A 20307-nucleotide genomic window follows, 5' to 3' on the forward strand; every position below is an offset into this window, starting at 1 on the left:
TCAGTCCTTGGCGTCAGCCGGTTGGGGAAGGCGGGTAGGGGCGGGGACGGCGTTGCGGATCACTGCGCGGGCCCGGCTGCGGGCCCGCGCGGTCCGCAGGTCGCGGCGGGCCGTGCCCAGGGCCGAGTCGAGTGCGTCCAGGGCGATGCGGGCGAAGGGCTGGTGTGCGGGGGCGTCGAGCCGCTCGGGCCTGGCCAGGTCCCAGAAGGCGCGCTCGGCCGCCGGCCAGTACGCGGCCGTGGCCGGGCCCGCCCACGGGCCGGGCTTCTTCGTATCCAGCTTCACCTTCGCGGTGGGGTCGGCCGGCGGAGCCGTGGTGAGCCGCCAGGCCAGGCGCGCGGCGTAGCCGAGCTTGTCCGCCAGGGTCTCTGCGGCCTGGTGGCAGCGCGCGAGGTGCAGCGCCATGGCCGGGTCCGCCTCCTGGAGCCAGCGCAGCACGCGGGGCGTGGTCGCCTCGTACCAGATGGCGTCGCGCTGCTGACCGTCCTGGTCGAAGCCATAGGCCCGCACCCGCAACGCCTGCAGCAGTTCTGGCGGTACTTCCCCGGCGATGTCGCCCAGGACGGCGGGACGCTGCGCATGCGCGTCGCTGCTGGGCAGCAGCAGTGCGTCGATGTCGCGCCACACCGCGCGCTGCCCGTCGGCCAGGCGCGCGAACGGAGCCCCGTCGTTCCGGGGCCGGTCGAAGACAAGGTACGGGTCCCGGACCGCCTGGGCGGGGGCGTGGGTGGACCAGGTGACGTAGGCGTCCGTGACGGCGGCGCCGTCGGCCGAGGGCACCAACAGGATCGCGTGCCGGGCCCGGCCGGTCAGCAGCCGCCCGGGCCAGGTGAACGCGGACAGCGGGCCGAGCGGGTCGGGCAGGGCCTCCTCCTCCCACGGGCACCGGTCCTCGGCGTCCAAATCCGCCGCGTCGTCCGGACGGGGCACGCCGAGAATGAGCGTGGTGAACAGGTTCGGCCCCCACGGGTGGAAGGAGACCGTCTTGCGCAGCGGCCCGGCATCGCCGTTGCCGGGTTTGACGGTGGTGATACGGCGCGGGGTGCACTGGCCGGACGGCCCGTAATACAGCTGCGCGATCAGATGCCAGACGGCCTCGTCGGCCGGAACCGCCATCGGACTGCCGTCGGTAAAGTGCCCGAAGAACACCGCCCCGTTGACGCCGGTGGGGCGCCCGAGCACCAGCTTGTTCACGCCCGAGGGATTCGCCTTCCCCTTGGCGTCGGTGCACTGGGCGGCCAGCCGCGGATCCTGCAGGAACGGCCGCTCGGTATCGAAGAGATCGAAGCGGCCGGGCGGCACCACCTCGTCGAAGTAGGCGTCCACCGCCGCCGCATCGAACCTCCCCCTCTCCAGGAGACGGTTGCGCAGGCCGAACCAGTCATCAAAGTCCTCGGCCACGTCCGGATCGTCCAGGCCCTGGTCCTCATCCCTCGCAATACGCGCGGCAAGCGCGACGAGGATCCGCAGCAGCCCGGAGGCTGCGGGCGGAACCGGCAGCTCCAAATCCTCAATCTCGTGAGCCCGTTGGAACAACTCGCGCAGCCCGACGCTGCGCCGCTCCCCCGCCAGGCGTACGGGAACCCACGGCCGGTCCCGGAGGTCGAAGGCGTCACCATCTGATCTTCCCGGCGACACCCGCGTAGGAGGTGCTGTCATCGCGATTCCTTCGGTGGAGTCTGTGCGGTGGTATGCAGCAGCTAACCAAGCTGACGTCCATCCGCGCCTGCGGTTGAGTAAATCGGAGGCAGGGAAGGCGACTTCGCCGACTTCTACTGTGATGTGCGATAGAAGGTGAGGGGACTCGAAGTCCGGAGCCCCTATCAGGAAGCTAGAAGATGATGGCCAAATTCTGGAAGCCAGACGGTTACGGCCGAATGCTCGTGATCAACTTGCCTGCGCGGACTGGGAGTTGGTACACCTTGCCGGGCCGCACGCTTCGCGGCGGCGGGCCGAGGGCCCGGGGCAGGGCGAAGAGGGAGATCCAGTGTCAGTACGTGGAGTAGAGCCGACGGGTGATCCGCGTCGGCGTCGGGGGGTCATCGTGATCGTGGTGGTCGCGGTCTTGGTGCTTGTAACGTGGCGAGGGGACGCTGCCGTGGCTGGCGTGATGACTGGCTGCGGCACCTTGCTCTTGGGCACGGTTGAGGTGTGTCGACTGTGGGGTGCCCCCAAGGGCGGGCCCGAAAGCGGGTCTATGTAGGGGCGGCCGGGTCGCATTCAGCCCGGGACGCAACCATTCTGTCGGTTCTGGCCTTCTTCGCCGATGCGAGGGTGTACCGCCAGACGGTGAGGGCCGTGAACAGCCTTCAGTATCCTCCCCGCCGAAGTGGGGGCTGGTCTCGGCTTGGTATTGGGGGGTCACTCCCGTACCAGGCCGAGCTCTTCATCCAGCCGCAGCGACTTCTTGCCGACCTGCATGGGCAGGGCCTTCCCATCGCGTACGGGCTGCCGGATCACGACAAGGTCGCCGAGCATAGGGTGGTCGGCCCAGCCAGACGGCGGCTGGTGGACATCACCGGTGTCTTTGAACCAGTCGGCCCGCACCGGGATCGTCCGCCGCATGACCGCGCGCACCTGGGCGATGGACAGCCGTCCGCCGGTGTCCGCGTCCGGCAGCGGATCGGCGCCCTCCCGGTCCAGCGTGACCTTGCCCTCCGCGTGTTCGTACGCGCACAGGAGCCGGACCGAGTCGGCCCCCAGGCGGGTCGCTGCCTCCCATTCGTCCTCGGAGCCTTCCAGATGGTGCAGGTCTTCCAGCCCGTTCACCATGCGGGCCGCGGGGACGGCGACGAGTTGACCGATGCTCTCCTGCGCCAGGTTCTCGCCCGCGAAGGCGGTCCAGGCCGCCGATTTCTCCGGGGTGTCCCAGTCGAACCGGTCCTTGCGGTCCCCATGGACGGTCTCGACCAGGTCCTGGACCTCGCTGGGGATGGACACGGGCTGCCCGGCGCGCGCGGCCAGGAGTTGCGAGGTCTCCTGGAGCAGGAACTCCGCGTAGACCGTTCCCCACTGCTTCGGCACATCCCCGCCCTCGGTCAGCGGGTCCAGCACGACCAGCCGCGGACCCGATTCCTGCGCCCAGAAGGGCCGCTCCCGGCCGTCCGGCCGACCGTGCCGGGCCCACCAGGTCTCGTGCCGCCAGCAGCGACCGGCCCGCTGCAACAGCAGCGCCAGCGGTGCCAGATCGCTGATGACCACATCCGCGTCGAGGTCGAGGGACTGCTCGACGACCTGCGTCGCCACGATCACACGCAGCTGCGGGCGGGGGCCCTTTCGCCCCAGCCCGGCGGTGACCGCGGCCGTCCGCTCCTCGCGCACGTCGCCCGGGAACCGGGCGTGCAACAACTCGATCTCCGCTTCCTCCAGTCCCCGAACGCCTAGACGGTCACGTAGCCACTGGTAGGTGTACTGCGCGTCGCCGACCGTGTTGCACACCACCAGCGCGCACCCACCGTCACCGCCCAGCATGGGTTCCAGCGTCCGCTCGATGACCGCCAGCCGCCCCCGCCCACCCCCCGGGTCGCTATGGGTGACGGCCTCCACCTGCACGTGCAGCTCCATGCACCGCTCGGCGGCCTGCTCCTTTTGGCGCGGCTCGGAGATCTCGGCGGAGCACCCGCTCGCGGCATCCACATACAGCCAGCCCGGGTAAGGGGCCGCGAACGAACGCTTTTTGAGCTCGGCACGACCGCGCCCGGCGCCCAGCAGATACTGCTTGATCAACCGGTCGCTGACCGAGACCGGCAACGTCGCCGACAGCAAAATCACCGGCACGCCATACGCCCCCAGCCAGTTCAGCAGCCGCCCCAACAACACCTGCATATAGGGGTCGTAGGCGTGCGCCTCATCGACGATGAACATCTTGCCCGACAGAGCCAGCAACCGCAGCGCATTGTGCCGCACCGGCAGCACACCCAGCAGCGCCTGATCCACCGTGCCCACCGCGAACTGCGCCAGCAGCGGACGCTTGGAGCCCCGCAGCCAACGCTTGGGCCGCATCGCCGCCCGGTGCCGCTCGTCGCCGTCCTTCTCGTCCTCGCACACGAGTACGTGCGGCCCGCCGTCGAGCGCCTCGTCACCGTACGCCCGGTTCAGCCAGGCCATGCTGTGCGTCAACGTCAGCCCGCCGCCTTGTCCACCTTGACGCACCAGGGCCCGGGCGACGCGCTCATGCATCTGATCACTGGTCGCCATCGTCGGCAGCAAGAACGCGAACCCCCTGGTCCCGCACACCGCGGACAGCGCCCGCTCCGCCTCCAGCGCCGCCTCGGTCTTACCGTCCCCCGGCGCAGCGGTGACCAACATGATCCCCGCGCCACCCCCGCCCGCCGCGAGTGCGGCCGGCAACTCCTCCATCACCGACCGCTGCAGCGGATTCGGCTCCCCGTCGACGCCGTACGCCTCCGCGAACCCCTTACGGTCCAGCACCACCGGCAACAGACCCGCCTCAGCGGCCAGTTCCGCTGCCTGCGTGAGGGACTCAGTGAAGTGTTCCTGCAAGGCCGCCGAGAGATTCTCCTGCCGGCGCTTGAGGTAGTGCTCCTGGCTCACCAGCCAGTCCGCCAGCATCACCACACCCGTCACTAGGGTCGCCGCAGAAGCGCCGAACTCACCAGGCGGCTCCGGCCGGCGCAGCACCTCGGATACGGCCATGGCGTGCGCCGTCCGCTGCCGTAACCACCGCCTTCCGCCCAGCAGTTCCTGGTAGGCAGGATTGTCCGCCCGCATCCGGTCCAGAGCGGAGAACCGGCCGTGATGCCCCCCGATCACCTGCGCCACCCGCGCGACCACCCCACGCTTCGACCGGTCGCCGCGGAAGCCCAGCGCGGCCAGCACGACCGGGGCCGCCTCCATACCCGCTACGTCGTGCCCCAGCCGCTCGACACCGATCTTCCCGACGTCCGACAGCAACGCCTCACTCAGCCCCTCCTCGCCCTTGGCATCGCACAGTTGGAACCCGGAGATCTTGCCGACATCATGCAGCCCCGCGCACAGCCCCACCACCGACCGCGCCCGCCCCGGATCGTCCGCCAGCCCCAGACCGGCCGCGATGTGCCACCGCTGGCCATCGGACAGATACCGGTCCCACAGCACCAAGGCCGTCGCCGCCGCGTCCAGCAGATGCCGCACCAGCGGATACGGCCACTCCAGCCCCCGCGACTTCCCCCACAGCGACTCGTCCGGAACCTCCTGCGGTTCACATGACACCGCGCGCCTCCCTCACCCGAAACGACTGAGACGGATCTAAGCAGACACCACTGACAACGCCCCGCCGAGCCGGTGTGTAGCGTGACCGCATGCTCACCACCAACCCGCCATCAACAATAGTCAAGAAACTGCAAAGCCCTTCTTAAGGCGCAGGTCAGGAAGGGTCTTCCTCGCCGACGCGGGGGTGTTCCGTTGTTCGCGTCGTTGGCACGTGCCGCCTGTGCGTCTTCCTCGCCGACGCGGGGGTGTTCCGCGACCGAGGTTCCCGGCACCGCCCTGGAACGCGTCTTCCCCGCCGACGCGGGGGTGTTCCGTCGTCACTGACCGGGAACTCGACCGGTTCGGCGTCTTCCCCGCCGACGCGGGGGTGTTCCGGCCGGCCCCCGAACCAGAAGCCGAGCCGGAGCGTCTTCCCCGCCGACGCGGGGGTGTTCCGTCCGCTGCGAGCCAGGCTGGTGTGCGCGCGACGTCTTCCCCGCCGACGCGGGGGTGTTCCGCCAAGCAGCGGGCCGCTGATCTGGTGGCCGCTGTCTTCCCCGCCAACGCGGGGGTGTTCCGTCAGCTGCCGGTCCAGAAGCCCGAGAGCAGCAGTCTTCCCCGCCGACGCGGGGGTGTTCCGTCGCTCGCCGGATGGCCATGATGAGCAACTCGGTCTTCCCCGCCGACGCGGGGGTGTTCCGCTCACCGGCGCAATCCCGAAGGGGCGCGGGCTGTCTTCCCCGCCGACGCGGGGGTGTTCCGATTCTGGCCCGCAGCCTGATGCGAGCGCACCGGTCTTCCCCGCCGACGCGGGGGTGTTCCGGAACCGATCACCCCCGGCCGCGCGGCGCACAAGTCTTCCCCGCCGACGCGGGGGTGTTCCGGAACCGATCACCCCCGGCCGCGCGGCGCACAAGTCTTCCCCGCCGACGCGGGGGTGTTCCGCGAGGACGATGGCGGTGAGGGACACGGCGGTCGTCTTCCCCGCCGACGCGGGGGTGTTCCGCATCGCGTGGGAGAGGTCCTCGGGCCGGTGCGGTCTTCCCCGCCGACGCGGGGGTATTCCGTTCCGCGAGAGAGCGCAGTCTCGGTACCCGACTCTCCCCGTAGGAGACCAACCCGCATGTGCCCACTTGCCCGTTCCTCATAAGAAGCTGACCCACCTAAACCAGAATCGAGTGTCTCATCTGGAACAGGGAGCCGATGCTGACGCACACGACCTTCATCACGCGTCCAACGATTTCGATGAGAGACATTTCGCTTGGTGCGTACCACTGGAGGGGCGGCGAGCCCCCCACCTCGCAGACCACGTGTCCCATGCCTCGGAGAGGGTATGTCCACCCATCGCCCCTTGGTACTGGAGCTGGAACTTCCAGCCGTCCTCGTTGGACGGGCCGCGCTTCGTCAGGCGCAGCAGCCCGCGGTACTTCATGGACACCGGGTTGTTGCTGAACGCCGTCGTGGACGCCGCGCGGATGCGGCGCGAGAACGCCCGCTGACACAGCAGCCGCGTCTCCGCGCTGGTGGCCGCGAGCACGATGAGCTTCGACAACCGCGGGTAGTCCGTTGGTGCGACCGCGAAGTCCGAGAGCAAGTAAGCCTCGTCGGGCGTGAAGCTGCTCGGGGCCATCGCGAAGACGCCGAGGATCTTGCCGTTGCCGTCTTTGACCGCGACCGCGAGGTTCGCCGCGCCGGGGGCGATGCGCGGGTTCAGGTACCGCGAGCGCAATGCGTTGAACTGGCCGGGCTTGAGCAGTGCGAGTTTCAGCGGCCTGGCCACCTCCTCACCTCGGCGCAGTCGGGGGGCCTTGACCGGTTCGATGGGCTGGCGGGGAGCGACGATGCGCGTCGGCGCCTCGCTGGCGTAGACGTGGAAGGGGGCGGCGCGCGGGGTGGCCTTGATGACGCCGCGCAGGTATTGGCGCAGTTCGGGCACGTCGTGGTTGGAGGCGGTGAGCCAGTACGGCCGATCGGTGATCGCGCCGAGGACATCGACCACGTCAGCGTCCGACAGGGGCTCGTACTCGGGAGCGTCCCAGGCAAAGTGTGCGTCCAGCGGCTCGTACAGCTTCTCGTACCCGCCGCCATAGAAGGGAGGGAAGGAACAGACGGGAGCGTCGCGTGGCACCTTCTGGAGCCAGGTGCGCACGTCTTCAACCGCGTAGGAGGTCAGTTCGACGTCGGAGCCGTTCAACCGCTCGACGGTCTCAGCGTGCTTGGCCTTCCACTGGTCCCGGTACGAGCGCACCACCCGCTCGTGCCACAGCCCTTCACGGCCGACGCTGGCAAGGAATCGGGTGCCGAGCATCATTGTGGCGACGGTGCCGATGCCGTCGTCCAACGATGGTTCGAGCCAGTTGAGTTGTTCTCTGCTCTCGTCGCGGAGGCAGATGCCGACGGGCTGTTTGGTGAGCCACCGGCCAATGGCTGTGGTGTAGATGGACACGTCCGAGGAGTGGAGGGCGAAGCCCATGCCGGCCAGGGACCGCTCGATGGTGAAGTTGCCGCAGCACGGTACGTAGACCGGACCGCTGGGCCAACCGCTGGCCGTCTCGCGCACGATGGCGCGCATGGGGCCGGGGATGGTGCCTTGGAACATCTCTCCTCCTGGCGACACGAGAGCGCCCGGCCTCGGCGGGTGCCGGGCCGGGCGCTGCGCTGGAACCTAACACAAGAAGCGCGTAGCCCTCTTAAAGCATGTCACCTATTTTGAGGGCGGCTCTCCCGCTGGTTCACATCAGGGTTCCTTGTTCGTAGTGGTCTGCCATCGGCGACAGTTCGCGTACGGCATCGCCCGTGACGTCTTTCCACCAGGAAGCGAAGATTCTGCGGTGACACCACTGCGTCGGGTCCGACAGGTCTTCGAAGCAGAGCAGAACGAGCCGGTGGCTCCCCTCCTCCGCGGCGATCTTCCGCAGTTCCTCAGCCATTCGCCCCGCGCCGAGCTTGTCGAGATCCGCCCGGTAGGCCGCGGTGAACTCCGGGAGCGCCTTGGAGAAGTATTCCCGGCGTGGCGCAAGCTCCCGCACCGCGCGCGTCAGCGGGTACGAGAGCTTGAAACGGGGTGCGCCCAGGGTGATGCGCACCGGCACCCCCTGCGGCGGCTGGAATGCCTGATAGCGGTTGGTGAACAGGGTTAGCACGTAGCTGTTTCCTTTCGTGCTGCTCAGTGACCGGGGCGCTCGCCGATGCCGCGGCGGCGGCCCGGTCCGGTTTCTTTCGGTGCCCCCGCTCAGGCTCGTGTGGACCTGAACGGCGCCGTGCCCGCAGGGATTCAAGTCCCTGCGGGCACGGATCGGGGCGGTCCTGGCAACTGGTCCAGCTCGGGGGCGCGGCCAGCGCCGCGCCCCGTCTCGCTACTTCGTGGCCGTGGTGTCCGCCTTCGCCGCCTCCTCGGCCTGCTTCGCCGGGCTGCTCTTCGCCGTCTGCTTCTGGGCGGGCGCCTTACGCGCCGGGCTCTTGGCCCCTGCCGACGCTCCGGCCTTCGCACGCGGAGCCGCGGGCTTGGCCGCTGCCTTCTTCGCGGCCGGCTTCGTTTCGGCCTCCCCCTTGGCCGCTCCTCCCTTGCCCTTGGCGGTCTCCTGCTGGGCCTCGACGGCTGCCCTGTTGAATGCGGCCGTCCTCGCCCGCTGGATTCCCTGCGCCTTGCCGAGGAGGTTCCGGACCAGCTGGACCTGGCTGTAGATCTTGCCGACTACCCGCACGTGTCGGGTGAGGTCGTCCCCGAGGATGACGGCCAGGTCCTCGGGCTTCTTCTGCGCCAGCTCCTCCAGCAGCGGGAGCAGGACTTCCTCGGCCTGGCCGAGTCCGTCCTTGGCCTTCGCCTTGGCCTTCTTGCGCTTCTCCTGCTCTTCGGCGTCCGGGGCCTGCTCGTTGGTCAGTGTGGTCTGCTTCTCCATCATCTTGAGTCCGTTCGCGAAGTGCTGGGCGTCGGACTCGGAGTCGAAGTCACCCCTGACGTACCGCGTGGCGGCGACCATCTGGTTGCCGGGGTTGAGCTGCGCGATGTGCCAGGCCAGGTTCGGCTTGATGTCTCCCTTGTTGACCATCTCGGAGACTTCCTCGCGCAGGGTGAGCAGTCCGAGCCGCCACTTGATGTGCGTCTCGGTCTTGCCGAACTGCTTGGCGATCGTTAGCGGGTCCCACCCGGCGGCCGCGAGGTCGGCGTACGCGCCGGCCTCCTCCATGATGGTCATGTCCTCGCGGCCGACGTTCTCGGCGATGCTGAGGACGTAGGCTCGCTCCTCGTCGATGTTCTCGATGACCTTCGCGGGCACGGCCTCCAGGCCGGCTGCGCGGCAGGCCCTCCACCGGCGCTCGCCCGCGATCAGCATGTAGGGGGTAGCGGCGCCCTCGATCGGCCGGAGGACAACCGGCTGGAGGAGGCCGTTCTCCTGGATGCTGCCGGCCAGTTCCTCATGCTTGGCCTCGTCGAAGTACTTGCGGGGCTGCTCCGGGTTGGCCGCAATCTGGTCGAGTCGAATTTCCTTGAACATTTCCCGCACCTTCCTTGAATTCGGAAACCGCTATTTAGCGGTTTCCCTTTCTCCTTACACTTATATCTTAATGGCAAATACCGCTAATTCAAGAAGGTGCGGGGAATTAATTCAGGAATTCACCGGGGAAGATAAGGAAATGCATTTCGCCGGCGGACGGCAATCCGGAGCGGGCCTCCTGCGCCGGATGCGGCTGAGGCCGGAAGTGAGGGGGCGGAGTGCGCCGCGGCCCACAATCGCGACGGACTCCGCCCCACCGCGGCCCCCGGGCCGCGACCGATCGCGGCCAGCTCCTCGCAGGCGGGGCGCGGGGGGGGGCGGCCACCTGCGAGGAGCAGTTCAAGGGAGCCGCGCACTGCGGCACCGGCGAGTACGGGACCGCACCCACCGGCACTCCAGAACGTACAACACGCCTCAAGCAATGTCACCTATCTCGACATCGAAGGGCACCCCCTCCGAGCGACCGGCCTCACCCCCCGCTCCCGCTCCCTCTGCTCGGATGCATGGCCACCTGCGCCTCCAGCACTTCCCGCCCCTCCTCCGACGCGCCCGGCGTTAAGTCGGGTGCGAGCACACGCGGCGGCTCCTCCGCCAAAGCCGCCACCTGCTTCGGGTCCACCTCTGCCATCCGCTTCCCTCCATGAATGACGAGCCTTCGCCCGCCCACCCCCGGTGCCTCCGAACCCAACTGACGTTGCGTCATCGGGCCCGGGTCTACCTAATCGAATGTGTAGCACCCGGGCGATCCCCTCATGACGCTTCGTTCTTTTCAAGATCCACACACCTTCGTCAGGCGAACATCGCTGGCGCGGAACTGTCCGCGCGCAACGCTGCGAGGACCCTCCCCATGAGAGCAACATAGTGCTATCGTGCGCACTTCAATGCCCTGAGGGGGGAGGCGACTTGACGATGGAACAGGACCCGTTGGGCTCCGGGGGCGCAGAGTCACTGGCGCGCGGGGAGCGGATACACGCGGCCAAGTCGGCGATCGCCAGGCGGCTGCGCTACGTGCGCCAGCACCACCCCGAAGGCCCGTTCACCGTTGCCGGGTTGGCGGAGCGCGCCGGCGTGTCCAAGCGCACACTGACCCAGGCCGAGTCGGCCGACGGCTCGAACCTCACCATCGAGACGCTGGTCAAGGTGGCCCACAGTCTCGGCATCTCACGCGACGGCTACTTCCTGGACGACCAGGTGTTTGAGCAGGTCAACGACGAGTTGGCCACCCTGGGGGAACTCAGGCGCCAAAAAGTCGGAGGGATGTCCCTGCGCACGTCCAGTCCCTCGACGGTGGACCCGGGTTCGGTCGCCGAGCTGTCGAACCTCCTCAAAGGCATCCTCGACTCCGCCACGCGCGCACAGAGCGCACTCCACGAACGACCGTCGGATTCAGGGCAGCCACCGCGCACCGGCGACGGATAGCGCCGTGGTGGTACTGCGCTGGCTGCGGTCAACACCTGCTCTGCGCGTGGAAGTCAGACGGCGCTGTGAAGAGCGCGTCCGCGCTATCGGCCTTCCTTCGCGGGGGGCCCTGAGCATCGATGTCCTGTGCGATCGCCTGGGCCGTATGCAGGGCCGGCCGATCTCCGTGGTCCCGCTCGAACTGCCCGTCGGCAGCCCGGACGGTCTGCTGGTCACGGCTGAAGACCAAGACTTCATCGTCTTCGAGCAGCGGATGGCCCCCGTCCACCAGCACCAGGTCGTGCTCCATGAACTCGGACACTTCATCTGCGAGCACGAAGCCAGTCCTGTGATGCGCCCCGAGGCCAGCCAGTTGTTCCTCCCCTCGCTCGATCCGGAACTGGTCCGTCGCGTCCTCGGCCGCGACCACACCCATTCCGAGGCGGAGTTCGAAGCCGAGTACATCGGCTCACTCATCGGCCAACGGATCGGGACCTGGGCCACGCAACGCACAAGATCAGTACCGCCGGAGTACCAGGACCTGGTCGCTCGGCTGTCCACACTGGAAACCCCCCACTCCGAGTCCGAGGCAGATGAATAGCGTCCTGTACCCGTGCTGCGCCGCCATCTCGGCGATCGCGCTGTTCTACAAACTCAGAGTCCTGCGCACCGACCGGTCCCCGGCCCAGCTCGCCCTGGCGGGCAACTTCTTCTTCCACGTCGTCCTGTTCGCGATATCCACACCCGTCATCTGGGTGGCCACAAGTCGAGCCGCAGGGGTCGTCAACCTGTCCGGGCTCCTGTCCCAAAGCACCGTGGTCCTCTCGGCCGCTTGCCAGCAACTGGTACTGCTGCACCTCTCCCATGAACGACGCCTCGCCTGGCGCAAGGCTGTGCCCCGCCTGGCCGGCCTCACCCTGATCCTGGTGCTCATGGCGGCCCTGTTCTTCACCGCCACCAGCCTCAACGAGCAGCCCGACCAATTCGCGGTGGACAAGGCCCAGTTCTATCCGGCCTATCTGGGCGTCTACCTGATCGGCTACGCCGTCAATCAAATCGACGTCGGCATCCTCGGCTGGAAGTACGCCAAGGTCGTCCCGACACCATGGCTGCGACGCGGCCTGTTCATGATCGCGCTGAACATCCCGCCGTCCATGCTCTACGCCACGTGCCGAATCGCGGACATCATCGCCGGCCTCACAGGACACTCAGGAGCGGCATGGGAGCCCCTCGCCCCCTTCGCGGTGACGGTGGGCGTCTTCATCCAGACCATAGGGTGGACCCTGCCCGACTGGGGCCCCTACCTGAGCAAGATGCGGCTCCGCATCGATCACCGGTACGCGCTCCGCCAACTACGTCCCCTACACCGCGAGATCACCGCAGCGGCCCCCGACGTCATCCTGAGCCTGGAACCAGGCAGCACCGTCCGGGCCCGGCTCTACCGGCTCGTCGTGGAAATCCGAGACGCCCAACGGGCGCTGCGCATGTGGATGGCCCCCTCCATCACCGAATCCGCCGACCGGCACGCCCGAGCCGCAGGTCTGGAGGGCGCCGCCCTCGGGGCAACCGTCGAAGCCGCCCAGTTGAAGGCGGCGCTGCACGCCAAGTCCCTGGGCGAGGAGCCGCCGGAGTTCACTGCCTCGCCGCTCACCGCCGAACCACAAGACCTCGCCACCGAGCTCTCCTTCCAGCGAGAACTGGCCCGCGCCTTCGACCGGTCCCCGGTCGTGCGCGCCGTCCTCGCCCAGCACGCCCCTCAGCCCCTCCACGCGAAGGACCTCGCATGAGCGCCCCACCGGCTCTGAACCTGGCTCGGCTCCTCGATGCCGCACCCGGCGCAGACCCCTACCCGGCCTACGCTCAGCTGCGCGCCGAAGCCCCCGTGCACCGCGTCGCGCTCCCGGACGGGTCCCTCATCTGGCTCGCGCTGCGCGAGGCCGACGTCCGCGCCGGCCTCACCGATCCCAGACTGTCGCTCAACCGCCGCCACTCCGGCGTCGGCTACAAGGGCTTCTCCCTGCCTCCGGCCCTGGACGCCAACCTGCTCAACATCGACCCAGCCGACCACCTGCGGCTACGACGCCTGGTTGCCCAGGGGTTCACCCCGCGGCGCGTCGAAGACCTGCGTGAACGCGTGCAGGTCACCGCCGACCGCCTCGCCGACCGCCTCGCCACCGAGGCCGCCCCCGACCTCGTCGCCAACTTCGCCACACCGCTGCCACTCACCGTCATAGGCGACCTGCTCGGCGTGGCGGAGGCAGACCGAGGGGACTTCTCCGGCTGGGTGGCCGCCATGATCACCCCAGAACATCCCGGCCAGATCACCGAGGCCGTGGACCGCATCCACCGCTTCCTTCTCCACCTCGTGGCCACACGCCGAGCCGACCCCCAGAACGATCTGCTCTCCGCCCTGATCGCCGCCCGCGATGAAGACGACCGTCTCAGCGAGGACGAACTCGTCTCCCTGGCCTTCCTGATCCTGATGGCCGGTGTGGAGAACACCCAGCACGTCATCAGCGGCGGCCTTCTCGCCCTCCTGAACCACCCCGGCCAGTTCGCTGAACTCCGGGCCGATCCCGGGCTCCTGCCCGACGCGGTCGAAGAAGTCCTGCGCTACGCCCTCCCCGGCCAGATGGCCATCCGCCGCTTCCCCATCGAGCCGATCGACATCGGCGGAACCGCGATCCCCGCCGGCGACACCGTGATGCTCTGCCTCGCCTCCGCGCACCGGGACCCGGACCGATACCCCGAGCCGGACCGCTTCGACATCCACCGCACGGACAACGCCCACCTGGCCCTCGGCCACGGAATGCACTACTGCCTGGGAGCCCCGCTGGCCCGCCTTCAGATCCGGACCGCCATCAGCACCCTCATGCGGCGCTTCCCCCACCTGGCCCTCGCCGACCCTGACGAGGAACCTCAGTGGCGCTCCTCCTGGCGCTCCCGCGCCCTCGCACAACTCCGGATCACCGTCGCCGATCCGGCCAACGGGCAACTTCATGAGTAGGCCCGTATGTCACGCCTCGATGCGTTCCGCGTCCCCTTCGACCGGCGCCGTACTCCACGTGCGCCAGGTCAGCGCCACGCGGTCGCTGTCCACGGTGCGCGACCCGCGCGAGGCGGCCGGGTAGAACGCGATCTGCTCCAGCATGAGCACCAGCACGCCCTTCTTCGAGGAAAGAGGGGCGTGCTTCCACCAGTGCACCAGATCACGGACACCCCCCAGCGGCGCGTGCTTCACCTGCTCCAAACGCCGCGCCTCAACCTCGGCGTCCCGGATACGTTTCGACAGCTCCCCATCGGCCGCACGGAACGCAGTGCCCGACAGCTTCGTACCGGCGTACTCCTTCCCCAGGTCGCGCTGTCGCGCGCGATCGGCCTTCGCCCGCTCGCGCAGCTCCGCCGCCTCGGACAGGACCCGGTCGCGCACCGCCTCAAGGTGGCGTGCGACTTCCGGTTTGGCCAGCTCCGCCAGGACGTGCTCAGCGACGTAGACCTCGGCCAGATCAGCGTTGATGCGCACCTTGCCGCACCCGCCGGGATGCTGCGGTGTGCTCGGCGCGCACCGGTAGCCACGGCTTCCGGAGTTGGACGGCGAGGCGGTGAAGGGAAAGCCGCACAGACCGCACACGCTCAGACCACCGCCGGTGAGCAGGTAGTCCCGCTGTTCGGCCCGCTGGTAGGCGGGCTTCTCCGTTTCCCGCTGCGCTCGAAGCTGTTTGAACTCGGCCGGAGTGACGATCTGCGGCCCGCCGGTCTCCACCAGCTCGCCCTGGGCGTTCTCTTCGAGCCCGGCGATCGCCGGATGGTCCAGCACCGCGCTGAGCCGGTCGGGCCGCCACAGACCGCCGACCGACGTGCGGAACCCCGCGGCGTTCATCCACTCCGTCACCTCGGGGGGCAACTGCTTCGCCAAGCGGCGGCTCATCGCCTGGCGTATTCCAGATGCCTCATCCTCACGCACACGGCGATGCGCCGCGTCCTCAAACCCATACAGCCGTGGCACGTGAGCTCCTCGCCTTAGACCGACCCCCTTGCATACCGGCCACCTTAGCGAAGGTAGGTCACATTGCAGCAGAGCTGTCGAATACCTCACGCGAGGGCATATGCCTTCGAGGGTCACACCCCAGGCACCGTCGGCGCCTCCCCCCCGAGCACCTTCCACAGCCCGGCGGTCGGCACACGCACGGTGTCCCCCAACTGCAAGGTACGCACCGGGAACACACCGCCCCGGAGCAGCCCGTACGCCTTGTCCCGGCCGATCCCCAGAGCCCGCGCAGCAGTCACCACGTTCACCGTCGCCGGCAGCGCCAGCAACTCCTCCAAGCACATCGCTCCGGCCGTCACCGAAGGCTGCCCGGCATCTCCTTGAGCAGTCATTCCGTTGTCGCAATCTCCCCCGCGCCAACGTTGGAAGGACTGTACAGCAGTGTCCGTCAACCCCCGCAAGATCGAAAGAGACAGCACAAGACACGTACGGAGACGTACGGACGATCACGACTGGCCTCCACAGCCAGTCACCAGGGGGTCGGATGTTCGAGCCGAGCTACTACCGGCGGTGCCAGTGCAAGGGGCCGCTCCACGACAAGGAGGGCAATCCAGTCGTCGACGCCGACGGCGCACCGAAGATCGGGGACGTCGGGCTGACATGCCCCAAGCTGGGGAAGGGCCACGGCACCTGGTACTTCTACTTCGAGGCCGAACCAGGCGAAGGCGGCAAGCGAGCACGGGTCCGCCGTGGCGGCTTCACGAGGTTGGACGACGCCAAGAAGAAGGCCAAGGAACTCTACGACGCCGCCTCCGCCGGTACCGATGTGCTCTCCGACGAGAAGTGCGCAGACTTCTTCCTCCGATGGATCGAGGCAAAAAAGTCGTTGGCCCGCACAACCCGCCACGGCTACGAGGAGCACATCACCAACTACCTGATCCCTCACCTCGGGCATATCAAGCGATGCGACCTCAAGGTCCGCCACCTCGACAAGCTGTACAACGCGATCGAGAAGGAGAACGCCGAGCGAATCCTCCACCGCCTTCGCGTCGATCAGCTCCAAACGGACCGCGACGACGCACACCGAGCTTGGGTGAAGACGGCGGGCTACGCCCAGAGGGAGGAGCGCCGCGCCGCCCGCCGAGCGTTTCTCGACGCGAACGCCGCCCTCCGCGAGGGCAGGAAGGGACTGCGCAAGACCACCTCCGCCGCCACCATGCACCGCATCAACGACACCCTCAGCTCCGCTCTCACCTGGGGAATCAAACGCGAGCAAGCCTTCTCCAGAAACTGGGCAAAGCTCGTTGAGCTGCCGCCGGTCACCCGGCCAAAACCACTCGTCTGGACACCCGAGCGCGTCGAGCACTGGAGGCGCACCGGCGAGAAAACCGGCCCGGTCATGGTCTGGACGCCAGAGCTCACCGGCCAGTTCCTGGACTTCACCAAGGACGACTGGCTCTACGAGCTGTGGCACAGTTTCATTTTCCTCGGCCCCCGGCGCGGTGAGATGGCCGCGCTGCCGTGGACCGAGGTGAGCACCGACGCTCTCTGGATGCGGATCTCCCAGCAGATCGTGGAGGTCGCCTACAAGCTGTACGGCGAAGCCCCGAAGGCCGACAGCGTCCGCACCCTCACCCTCAGCCTTGAGTCCGGCCACACCCTCGTCAGCTTCCGCACCAAGCAGGAACGGAAACGCCAGGAGTGGGGCGACGCCTACGTCGAGACCGATCGCGTGTGGACGCACGAGAACGGCGAGACACTGCACCCCGACTGGATATCCCGACGCTTCTCCAGACTCGTGGAACTGTCCGGCCTCCCTCCCGTCCGCCTCCACGACCTACGGCACCTCGCCGCCACTCTGTCGCTGCTCGCCAAGAACGACATCAAAGTCGTACAGGAGAAGCTCGGCCATTCCTCACGCCAGATCACCTCGGACACCTACACGAGCGTCCTGCCGGAGATGATGCGCGCCGAGGCCGAGTCCGTCATGTCCGTGGTCCCCCGGGATGTCGCGTACGAGATACGCAGCGCGCTCGCCATCCCCGATGACGCCTGGCAGGGCAACGTGGCGGTGTTCTTCACCCACGGCGCCCGACACTCCGGCGACAAGTGGACCATCGGAGCGCAGCTCCGGCCCGGCGCCGGTCTCCTCGGGGAGATCAGGACGCACGGCCGGGGCCAGGAGCACGCGGCGAACGCCGCCGTGAGATGGGCACGTGAGCACTGCGCCCACGCCGGCCTGGAACTGCTTCGGGTGGAGAACTTCAACGACCAGTACCCGGAGGACCAGCGGCCGCACTTCTCGCTCGTCCGCTTCATGATCACCCGTCCCGAGGTACCGGGCATCGACGGGTGGAAGGGGCTGCCACCGGGCTCGGGGAAGGGTGCTCGCAGGAGTCGCGGCGACCGTTCGAAGGCCACTTGAGTCCCCTGGGCACCTCAGTTCGCCCCCGCGTCCCCTGTGTGTCCCCTGGATCTTGGTAAACGGACGAGAGAGGGCCCGCCAGCGTTTAGATGGCGGGCCCTCTGGTTACGTTTACGCAGGTCAGAACGTTTCTGCACCACGAAGAAGCGGTGGGGCGGGTGGGACTCGAACCCACGGCCGACGGATTATGAGTCCGCTGCTCTAACCGGCTGAGCTACCGCCCCGTAACGGCGCGTCGCGTACATCTGTGCGCGCCGTCTGCCGCAGCATAGCCGGTCATACGATCTGTTGCCCCTGAGGGTCCGCATCGCGTGACCAGCCTGTCCTTGAGGATGCCGATCGCCCCCGCGGCGGTTCCACGGCACACGAAAAAGGACCCCGGAGGGGTCCTCTTCGCCTTGCTCCCCCGACTGGACTCGAACCAGTAACCCTCCGGTTAACAGCCGAATGCTCTGCCAATTGAGCTACAGGGGATCGCGCTCCCCCGACTGGACTCGAACCAGTAACCTGCCGGTTAACAGCCGGCTGCTCTGCCAATTGAGCTACAGGGGATTGCGCTGTGTGCCTCGAATGCACCCGGCTCCGGGCTCCCGGACGGCGTGCGCTCGCTGCGACACATACATTAGCGCAAGCAGGGGGGTGCTCCGCCAATCGGTATCCCGTGAGTGACCTACGGGAACGACGGGTAGGCGCGGAGCACCGCCGAGACGGGCCGTCATGGCCCAAGGCGTGATCCAGGACATGATCCAGAGCGTGGTCCGGGACGCCGTCCTGGACGTGGTTCGGAGCATGATCCAAGACTGAGACTTGATGCACAGCACGATCCGAGACGTGATCCAGAACATGGTTCGGACATGGTCCAGGGCATGAACCGGAACCCGGCCCCGGACATGATCCAATGCGGTTCGACGCGAGGAAAGGTGGAGCGATGCGCTACCGGCTGACGTTCATCACCGGAGCAATCGTCGGGTACGTGCTCGGCACGCGAGCCGGCCGTGAACGCTACGACCAGCTGCGCAAGGCCGCGCGGCGAGTCACGCAGAACCCGGCGGTGCGCAATACGGCCGAGTCCGCCGCACAGAACGGCAGGGCCGCCGCGACCAAGGCGTTCGGCGCTGTCGGCGCGAAGGTCGGCGACCGGCTGCCGGACTCGGTGACCGAGCGGGTGCGCTCGTTGCGGGAGCAGCGGGCCCCGGCGGACGACGACTGGGGCACCAGCAACACGTGACGCTCGGGCCATAGGGCAAAATCGAGCCCCATGGGCATAGTCGCCGGATTGGACAGTTCTTCCGAGAGCACGCGCATCGTCGTCTGCGATACGGACACGGGCGCCGTGCTGAAGCAGGGGTACGCGCCGCACCCCACCGACTCCGACGGGGACCCGCAGGCGTGGCTGATGTCACTGGGCGAGGCCGCCGCCGGCGGTCTGCTGGAGGGTGTGCAGGCCATCGGGGTCTCCGCGCAGCAGCACGGGCTGCTGGCACTGGACGCCGGCGGGGTGCTCGTACGCCCTGCCATGCTCGGCAATGACAAACGGGTGCAGCCGTCGGCGGCCGACCTCACCGACGCGCTCGGCGGGCGCACGGCGTGGGCGCAGGCCGTCGGGTCGGTGCCGCAGGCGGGGCAGCCGGTCGCCAAGCTGCGCTGGCTGGCGCGCAATGAGCCGGAGGCCGCGAAACGGGCGGCGATGCTGCTCCAGCCGCACGACTGGCTGGTGTGGCAGTTGCTGGGGCGGCCGGTGCGGCGGACCACGGACCGGGGCGCCGCCTCCGGCACGGGCTACTGGTCGGCGGCGTCCGGGCAGTGGCGGCCGGATCTGGTGGAGCTGGCGCTGGGGCACGCGGCCGCGCTGCCGGAGGTCCTCGGTCCGTGCGAGCCCGCCGGGCACACGCCCGAGGGGCTGCTGATCTCCGCGGGCACCGGCGAGACCATGGCGGCCGCCTTCGGGCTGGGCGTCGGGCCCGGTGACGCGGTGATCTCGCTGGGCGCCTCCGGCTCGGTCTTCTCCGTGCACCACGAGGCGCTGGTGGATTCGACGGGCACCATCACCTCCTTCGCGGACGCGACGGGCATGCATCTGCCCGTGGTGCACACGCTCAACGCGGTACGGGCGCTGCGCGGCACGGCGGAGTTGCTCGGCACCGATCTGGAGGGGCTCTCGGAACTGGCCCTCACCTCCACCCCCGGCTCGTCCGGGCTCGTCCTCCTGCCCTATCTGGAGGGCGAGCGGACGCCCCATCTGCCGCACACCGCGGGCACGTTGTCGGGGCTGCGGCGCGAGAGCATGAAACCGGAACACCTGGCTCGGGCCGCCTTCGAGGGCATGCTGTGCGGGCTGACGGACGCGCTGGACGTACTGCGCGGCCGGGGCGTCGAGGTGCGGCGGGTGTTCCTGCTGGGCGCGGCGGCCGGGCTGCCTGCCGTACGGGCGGTGGCGCCCGCGCTCTTCGGCGCGCAGGTCATCACCCCGCAGCCGGCGGACTACACGGCGATCGGCGCGGCCCGGCAGGCGGCGTGGGCGCTGGGCGCGCAGCAGGGCACGCTCTCGCCGCACGAGCCGCCGCGGTGGCCGGCCGCCGCCAGTGAAGTCTTCGAGCCGGGCGAGGAGTTGGCGGTGGGACAGGCGGTGCGCCAGCAGTACGCGGCGGTGCGCGACCAGATCCATCCGGACGCGTTCGGGGAGGGGCAGCAGCCCGCCGGCCAGGCGTAGGCACCGCACGCACCGCACGTCGCGTACGCACATTCCGTACGTCTCAGTCTCAGGGGGCGGCGGCCCGCCGCCGCCCCTCTCAGCCCCTCGCGGCGCCTTG

Annotated in this window: 14 protein-coding genes, 3 tRNA genes and 1 CRISPR repeat array; of the genes, 7 read left to right on the top strand and 10 right to left on the bottom strand. The window is 68.7% G+C overall.

Features of this window, described 5'->3' with window-relative positions; translation table 11 throughout:
• The 5 genes from casA to AC07AB_RS23805 all read right to left on the bottom strand — a co-directional run bounded on the left by casA (position 1) and on the right by AC07AB_RS23805 (position 9686).
• Positions 1–1659, bottom strand: coding sequence for a type I-E CRISPR-associated protein Cse1/CasA (gene casA, locus AC07AB_RS23785; protein WP_478570115.1), 1659 nt, complete (start codon positions 1657–1659; stop codon positions 1–3).
• 702 nt (positions 1660–2361) lie between these two features.
• Complete coding sequence (gene cas3, locus AC07AB_RS23790) at positions 2362–5211, bottom strand: CRISPR-associated helicase Cas3' (protein WP_478570117.1); 2850 nt, start codon at positions 5209–5211, stop codon at positions 2362–2364.
• 163 nt (positions 5212–5374) lie between these two features.
• A CRISPR array of direct repeats spans positions 5375–6257; the repeat unit is 29 nt; unit sequence GTCTTCCCCGCCGACGCGGGGGTGTTCCG.
• Positions 6258–6415: 158 nt separating this feature from the next.
• On the bottom strand, positions 6416–7789 hold the full coding sequence (locus AC07AB_RS23795) for a putative antirestriction adenine methyltransferase (RefSeq protein ID WP_478570119.1): 1374 nt from the start codon (positions 7787–7789) through the stop codon (positions 6416–6418).
• Between the two features lie 133 nt (positions 7790–7922).
• Positions 7923–8333 carry a DUF488 family protein gene (locus AC07AB_RS23800; protein WP_478570121.1) on the bottom strand — a complete coding sequence of 137 codons (411 nt, stop codon included), beginning with the start codon at positions 8331–8333 and terminating at the stop codon, positions 7923–7925.
• Positions 8334–8546: 213 nt separating this feature from the next.
• Positions 8547–9686, bottom strand: coding sequence for a ParB/RepB/Spo0J family partition protein (locus AC07AB_RS23805; protein WP_478570123.1), 1140 nt, complete (start codon positions 9684–9686; stop codon positions 8547–8549).
• Positions 9687–10595: 909 nt separating this feature from the next.
• Here AC07AB_RS23805 and AC07AB_RS23810 point away from each other — a divergent pair.
• From AC07AB_RS23810 to AC07AB_RS23825, 4 genes are all read left to right on the top strand, one after another.
• On the top strand, positions 10596–11105 hold the full coding sequence (locus AC07AB_RS23810; protein WP_478570568.1) for a helix-turn-helix domain-containing protein: 510 nt from the start codon (positions 10596–10598) through the stop codon (positions 11103–11105).
• Between the two features lie 145 nt (positions 11106–11250).
• Positions 11251–11685 carry an ImmA/IrrE family metallo-endopeptidase gene (locus AC07AB_RS23815; RefSeq protein WP_478570125.1) on the top strand — a complete coding sequence of 145 codons (435 nt, stop codon included), beginning with the start codon at positions 11251–11253 and terminating at the stop codon, positions 11683–11685.
• Positions 11678–12871: an MAB_1171c family putative transporter gene (locus tag AC07AB_RS23820; protein ID WP_478570127.1), complete on the top strand. Its 1194-nt coding sequence runs from the start codon at positions 11678–11680 to the stop codon at positions 12869–12871. Before AC07AB_RS23815 ends, AC07AB_RS23820 begins: the two co-directional genes overlap by 8 nt.
• The gene (locus AC07AB_RS23825; RefSeq protein ID WP_478570129.1) at positions 12868–14091 is read left to right on the top strand and encodes a cytochrome P450 family protein; all 1224 of its coding nucleotides are present in this window, start codon (positions 12868–12870) and stop codon (positions 14089–14091) included. Before AC07AB_RS23820 ends, AC07AB_RS23825 begins: the two co-directional genes overlap by 4 nt.
• Before the next feature lie 9 nt (positions 14092–14100).
• Here the strand turns inward: AC07AB_RS23825 and AC07AB_RS23830 are convergent, their stop codons facing one another.
• On the bottom strand, positions 14101–15090 hold the full coding sequence (locus tag AC07AB_RS23830) for a recombinase zinc beta ribbon domain-containing protein (RefSeq protein WP_478570132.1): 990 nt from the start codon (positions 15088–15090) through the stop codon (positions 14101–14103).
• A 113-nt stretch (positions 15091–15203) separates the two neighbouring features.
• Positions 15204–15464 carry a DNA-binding protein gene (locus AC07AB_RS23835; RefSeq protein ID WP_478570135.1) on the bottom strand — a complete coding sequence of 87 codons (261 nt, stop codon included), beginning with the start codon at positions 15462–15464 and terminating at the stop codon, positions 15204–15206.
• A gap of 152 nt (positions 15465–15616) precedes the next feature.
• On the opposite strand from AC07AB_RS23835, the gene AC07AB_RS23840 reads away from it, so the two are divergent.
• On the top strand, positions 15617–17497 hold the full coding sequence (locus AC07AB_RS23840) for a tyrosine-type recombinase/integrase (protein WP_478570138.1): 1881 nt from the start codon (positions 15617–15619) through the stop codon (positions 17495–17497).
• A gap of 150 nt (positions 17498–17647) precedes the next feature.
• Here AC07AB_RS23840 and AC07AB_RS23845 read toward each other — a convergent pair.
• From AC07AB_RS23845 to AC07AB_RS23855, 3 genes are all read right to left on the bottom strand, one after another.
• Positions 17648–17721 (bottom strand) — tRNA-Ile (locus tag AC07AB_RS23845).
• Between the two features lie 177 nt (positions 17722–17898).
• Positions 17899–17971 (bottom strand) — tRNA-Asn (locus tag AC07AB_RS23850).
• A gap of 5 nt (positions 17972–17976) precedes the next feature.
• Positions 17977–18049 (bottom strand) — tRNA-Asn (locus AC07AB_RS23855).
• A gap of 376 nt (positions 18050–18425) precedes the next feature.
• Between AC07AB_RS23855 and AC07AB_RS23860 the strand changes: the two genes are divergently transcribed.
• Entirely contained in the window at positions 18426–18725 is a 300-nt protein-coding gene (locus AC07AB_RS23860; protein WP_478570141.1) for a YtxH domain-containing protein, read from the top strand.
• Between the two features lie 30 nt (positions 18726–18755).
• Entirely contained in the window at positions 18756–20207 is a 1452-nt protein-coding gene (locus AC07AB_RS23865; RefSeq protein WP_478570144.1) for an FGGY family carbohydrate kinase, read from the top strand.
• Positions 20208–20307: the final 100 nt, after the last annotated feature.

The sequence above is a fragment of the Streptomyces sp. NPDC044033 genome (assembly GCF_056434425.1).

Excerpts from the sequence above, each read along its gene's own strand:
- AC07AB_RS23795 (WP_478570119.1), bottom strand. The coding sequence starts at position 7,789 with ATGTTCCAAGGCACCATCCCCGGCCCCATGCGCGCCATCGTGCGCGAG.
- AC07AB_RS23815 (WP_478570125.1), top strand. The coding sequence starts at position 11,251 with ATGCAGGGCCGGCCGATCTCCGTGGTCCCGCTCGAACTGCCCGTCGGC.
- AC07AB_RS23825 (WP_478570129.1), top strand. The coding sequence starts at position 12,868 with ATGAGCGCCCCACCGGCTCTGAACCTGGCTCGGCTCCTCGATGCCGCA.
- casA (WP_478570115.1), bottom strand. The coding sequence starts at position 1,659 with ATGACAGCACCTCCTACGCGGGTGTCGCCGGGAAGATCAGATGGTGAC.
- AC07AB_RS23810 (WP_478570568.1), top strand. The coding sequence starts at position 10,596 with ATGGAACAGGACCCGTTGGGCTCCGGGGGCGCAGAGTCACTGGCGCGC.
- AC07AB_RS23835 (WP_478570135.1), bottom strand. The coding sequence starts at position 15,464 with ATGACTGCTCAAGGAGATGCCGGGCAGCCTTCGGTGACGGCCGGAGCG.
- AC07AB_RS23805 (WP_478570123.1), bottom strand. The coding sequence starts at position 9,686 with ATGTTCAAGGAAATTCGACTCGACCAGATTGCGGCCAACCCGGAGCAG.
- AC07AB_RS23865 (WP_478570144.1), top strand. The coding sequence starts at position 18,756 with ATGGGCATAGTCGCCGGATTGGACAGTTCTTCCGAGAGCACGCGCATC.
- AC07AB_RS23820 (WP_478570127.1), top strand. The coding sequence starts at position 11,678 with ATGAATAGCGTCCTGTACCCGTGCTGCGCCGCCATCTCGGCGATCGCG.
- AC07AB_RS23840 (WP_478570138.1), top strand. The coding sequence starts at position 15,617 with ATGTTCGAGCCGAGCTACTACCGGCGGTGCCAGTGCAAGGGGCCGCTC.
- AC07AB_RS23860 (WP_478570141.1), top strand. The coding sequence starts at position 18,426 with ATGCGCTACCGGCTGACGTTCATCACCGGAGCAATCGTCGGGTACGTG.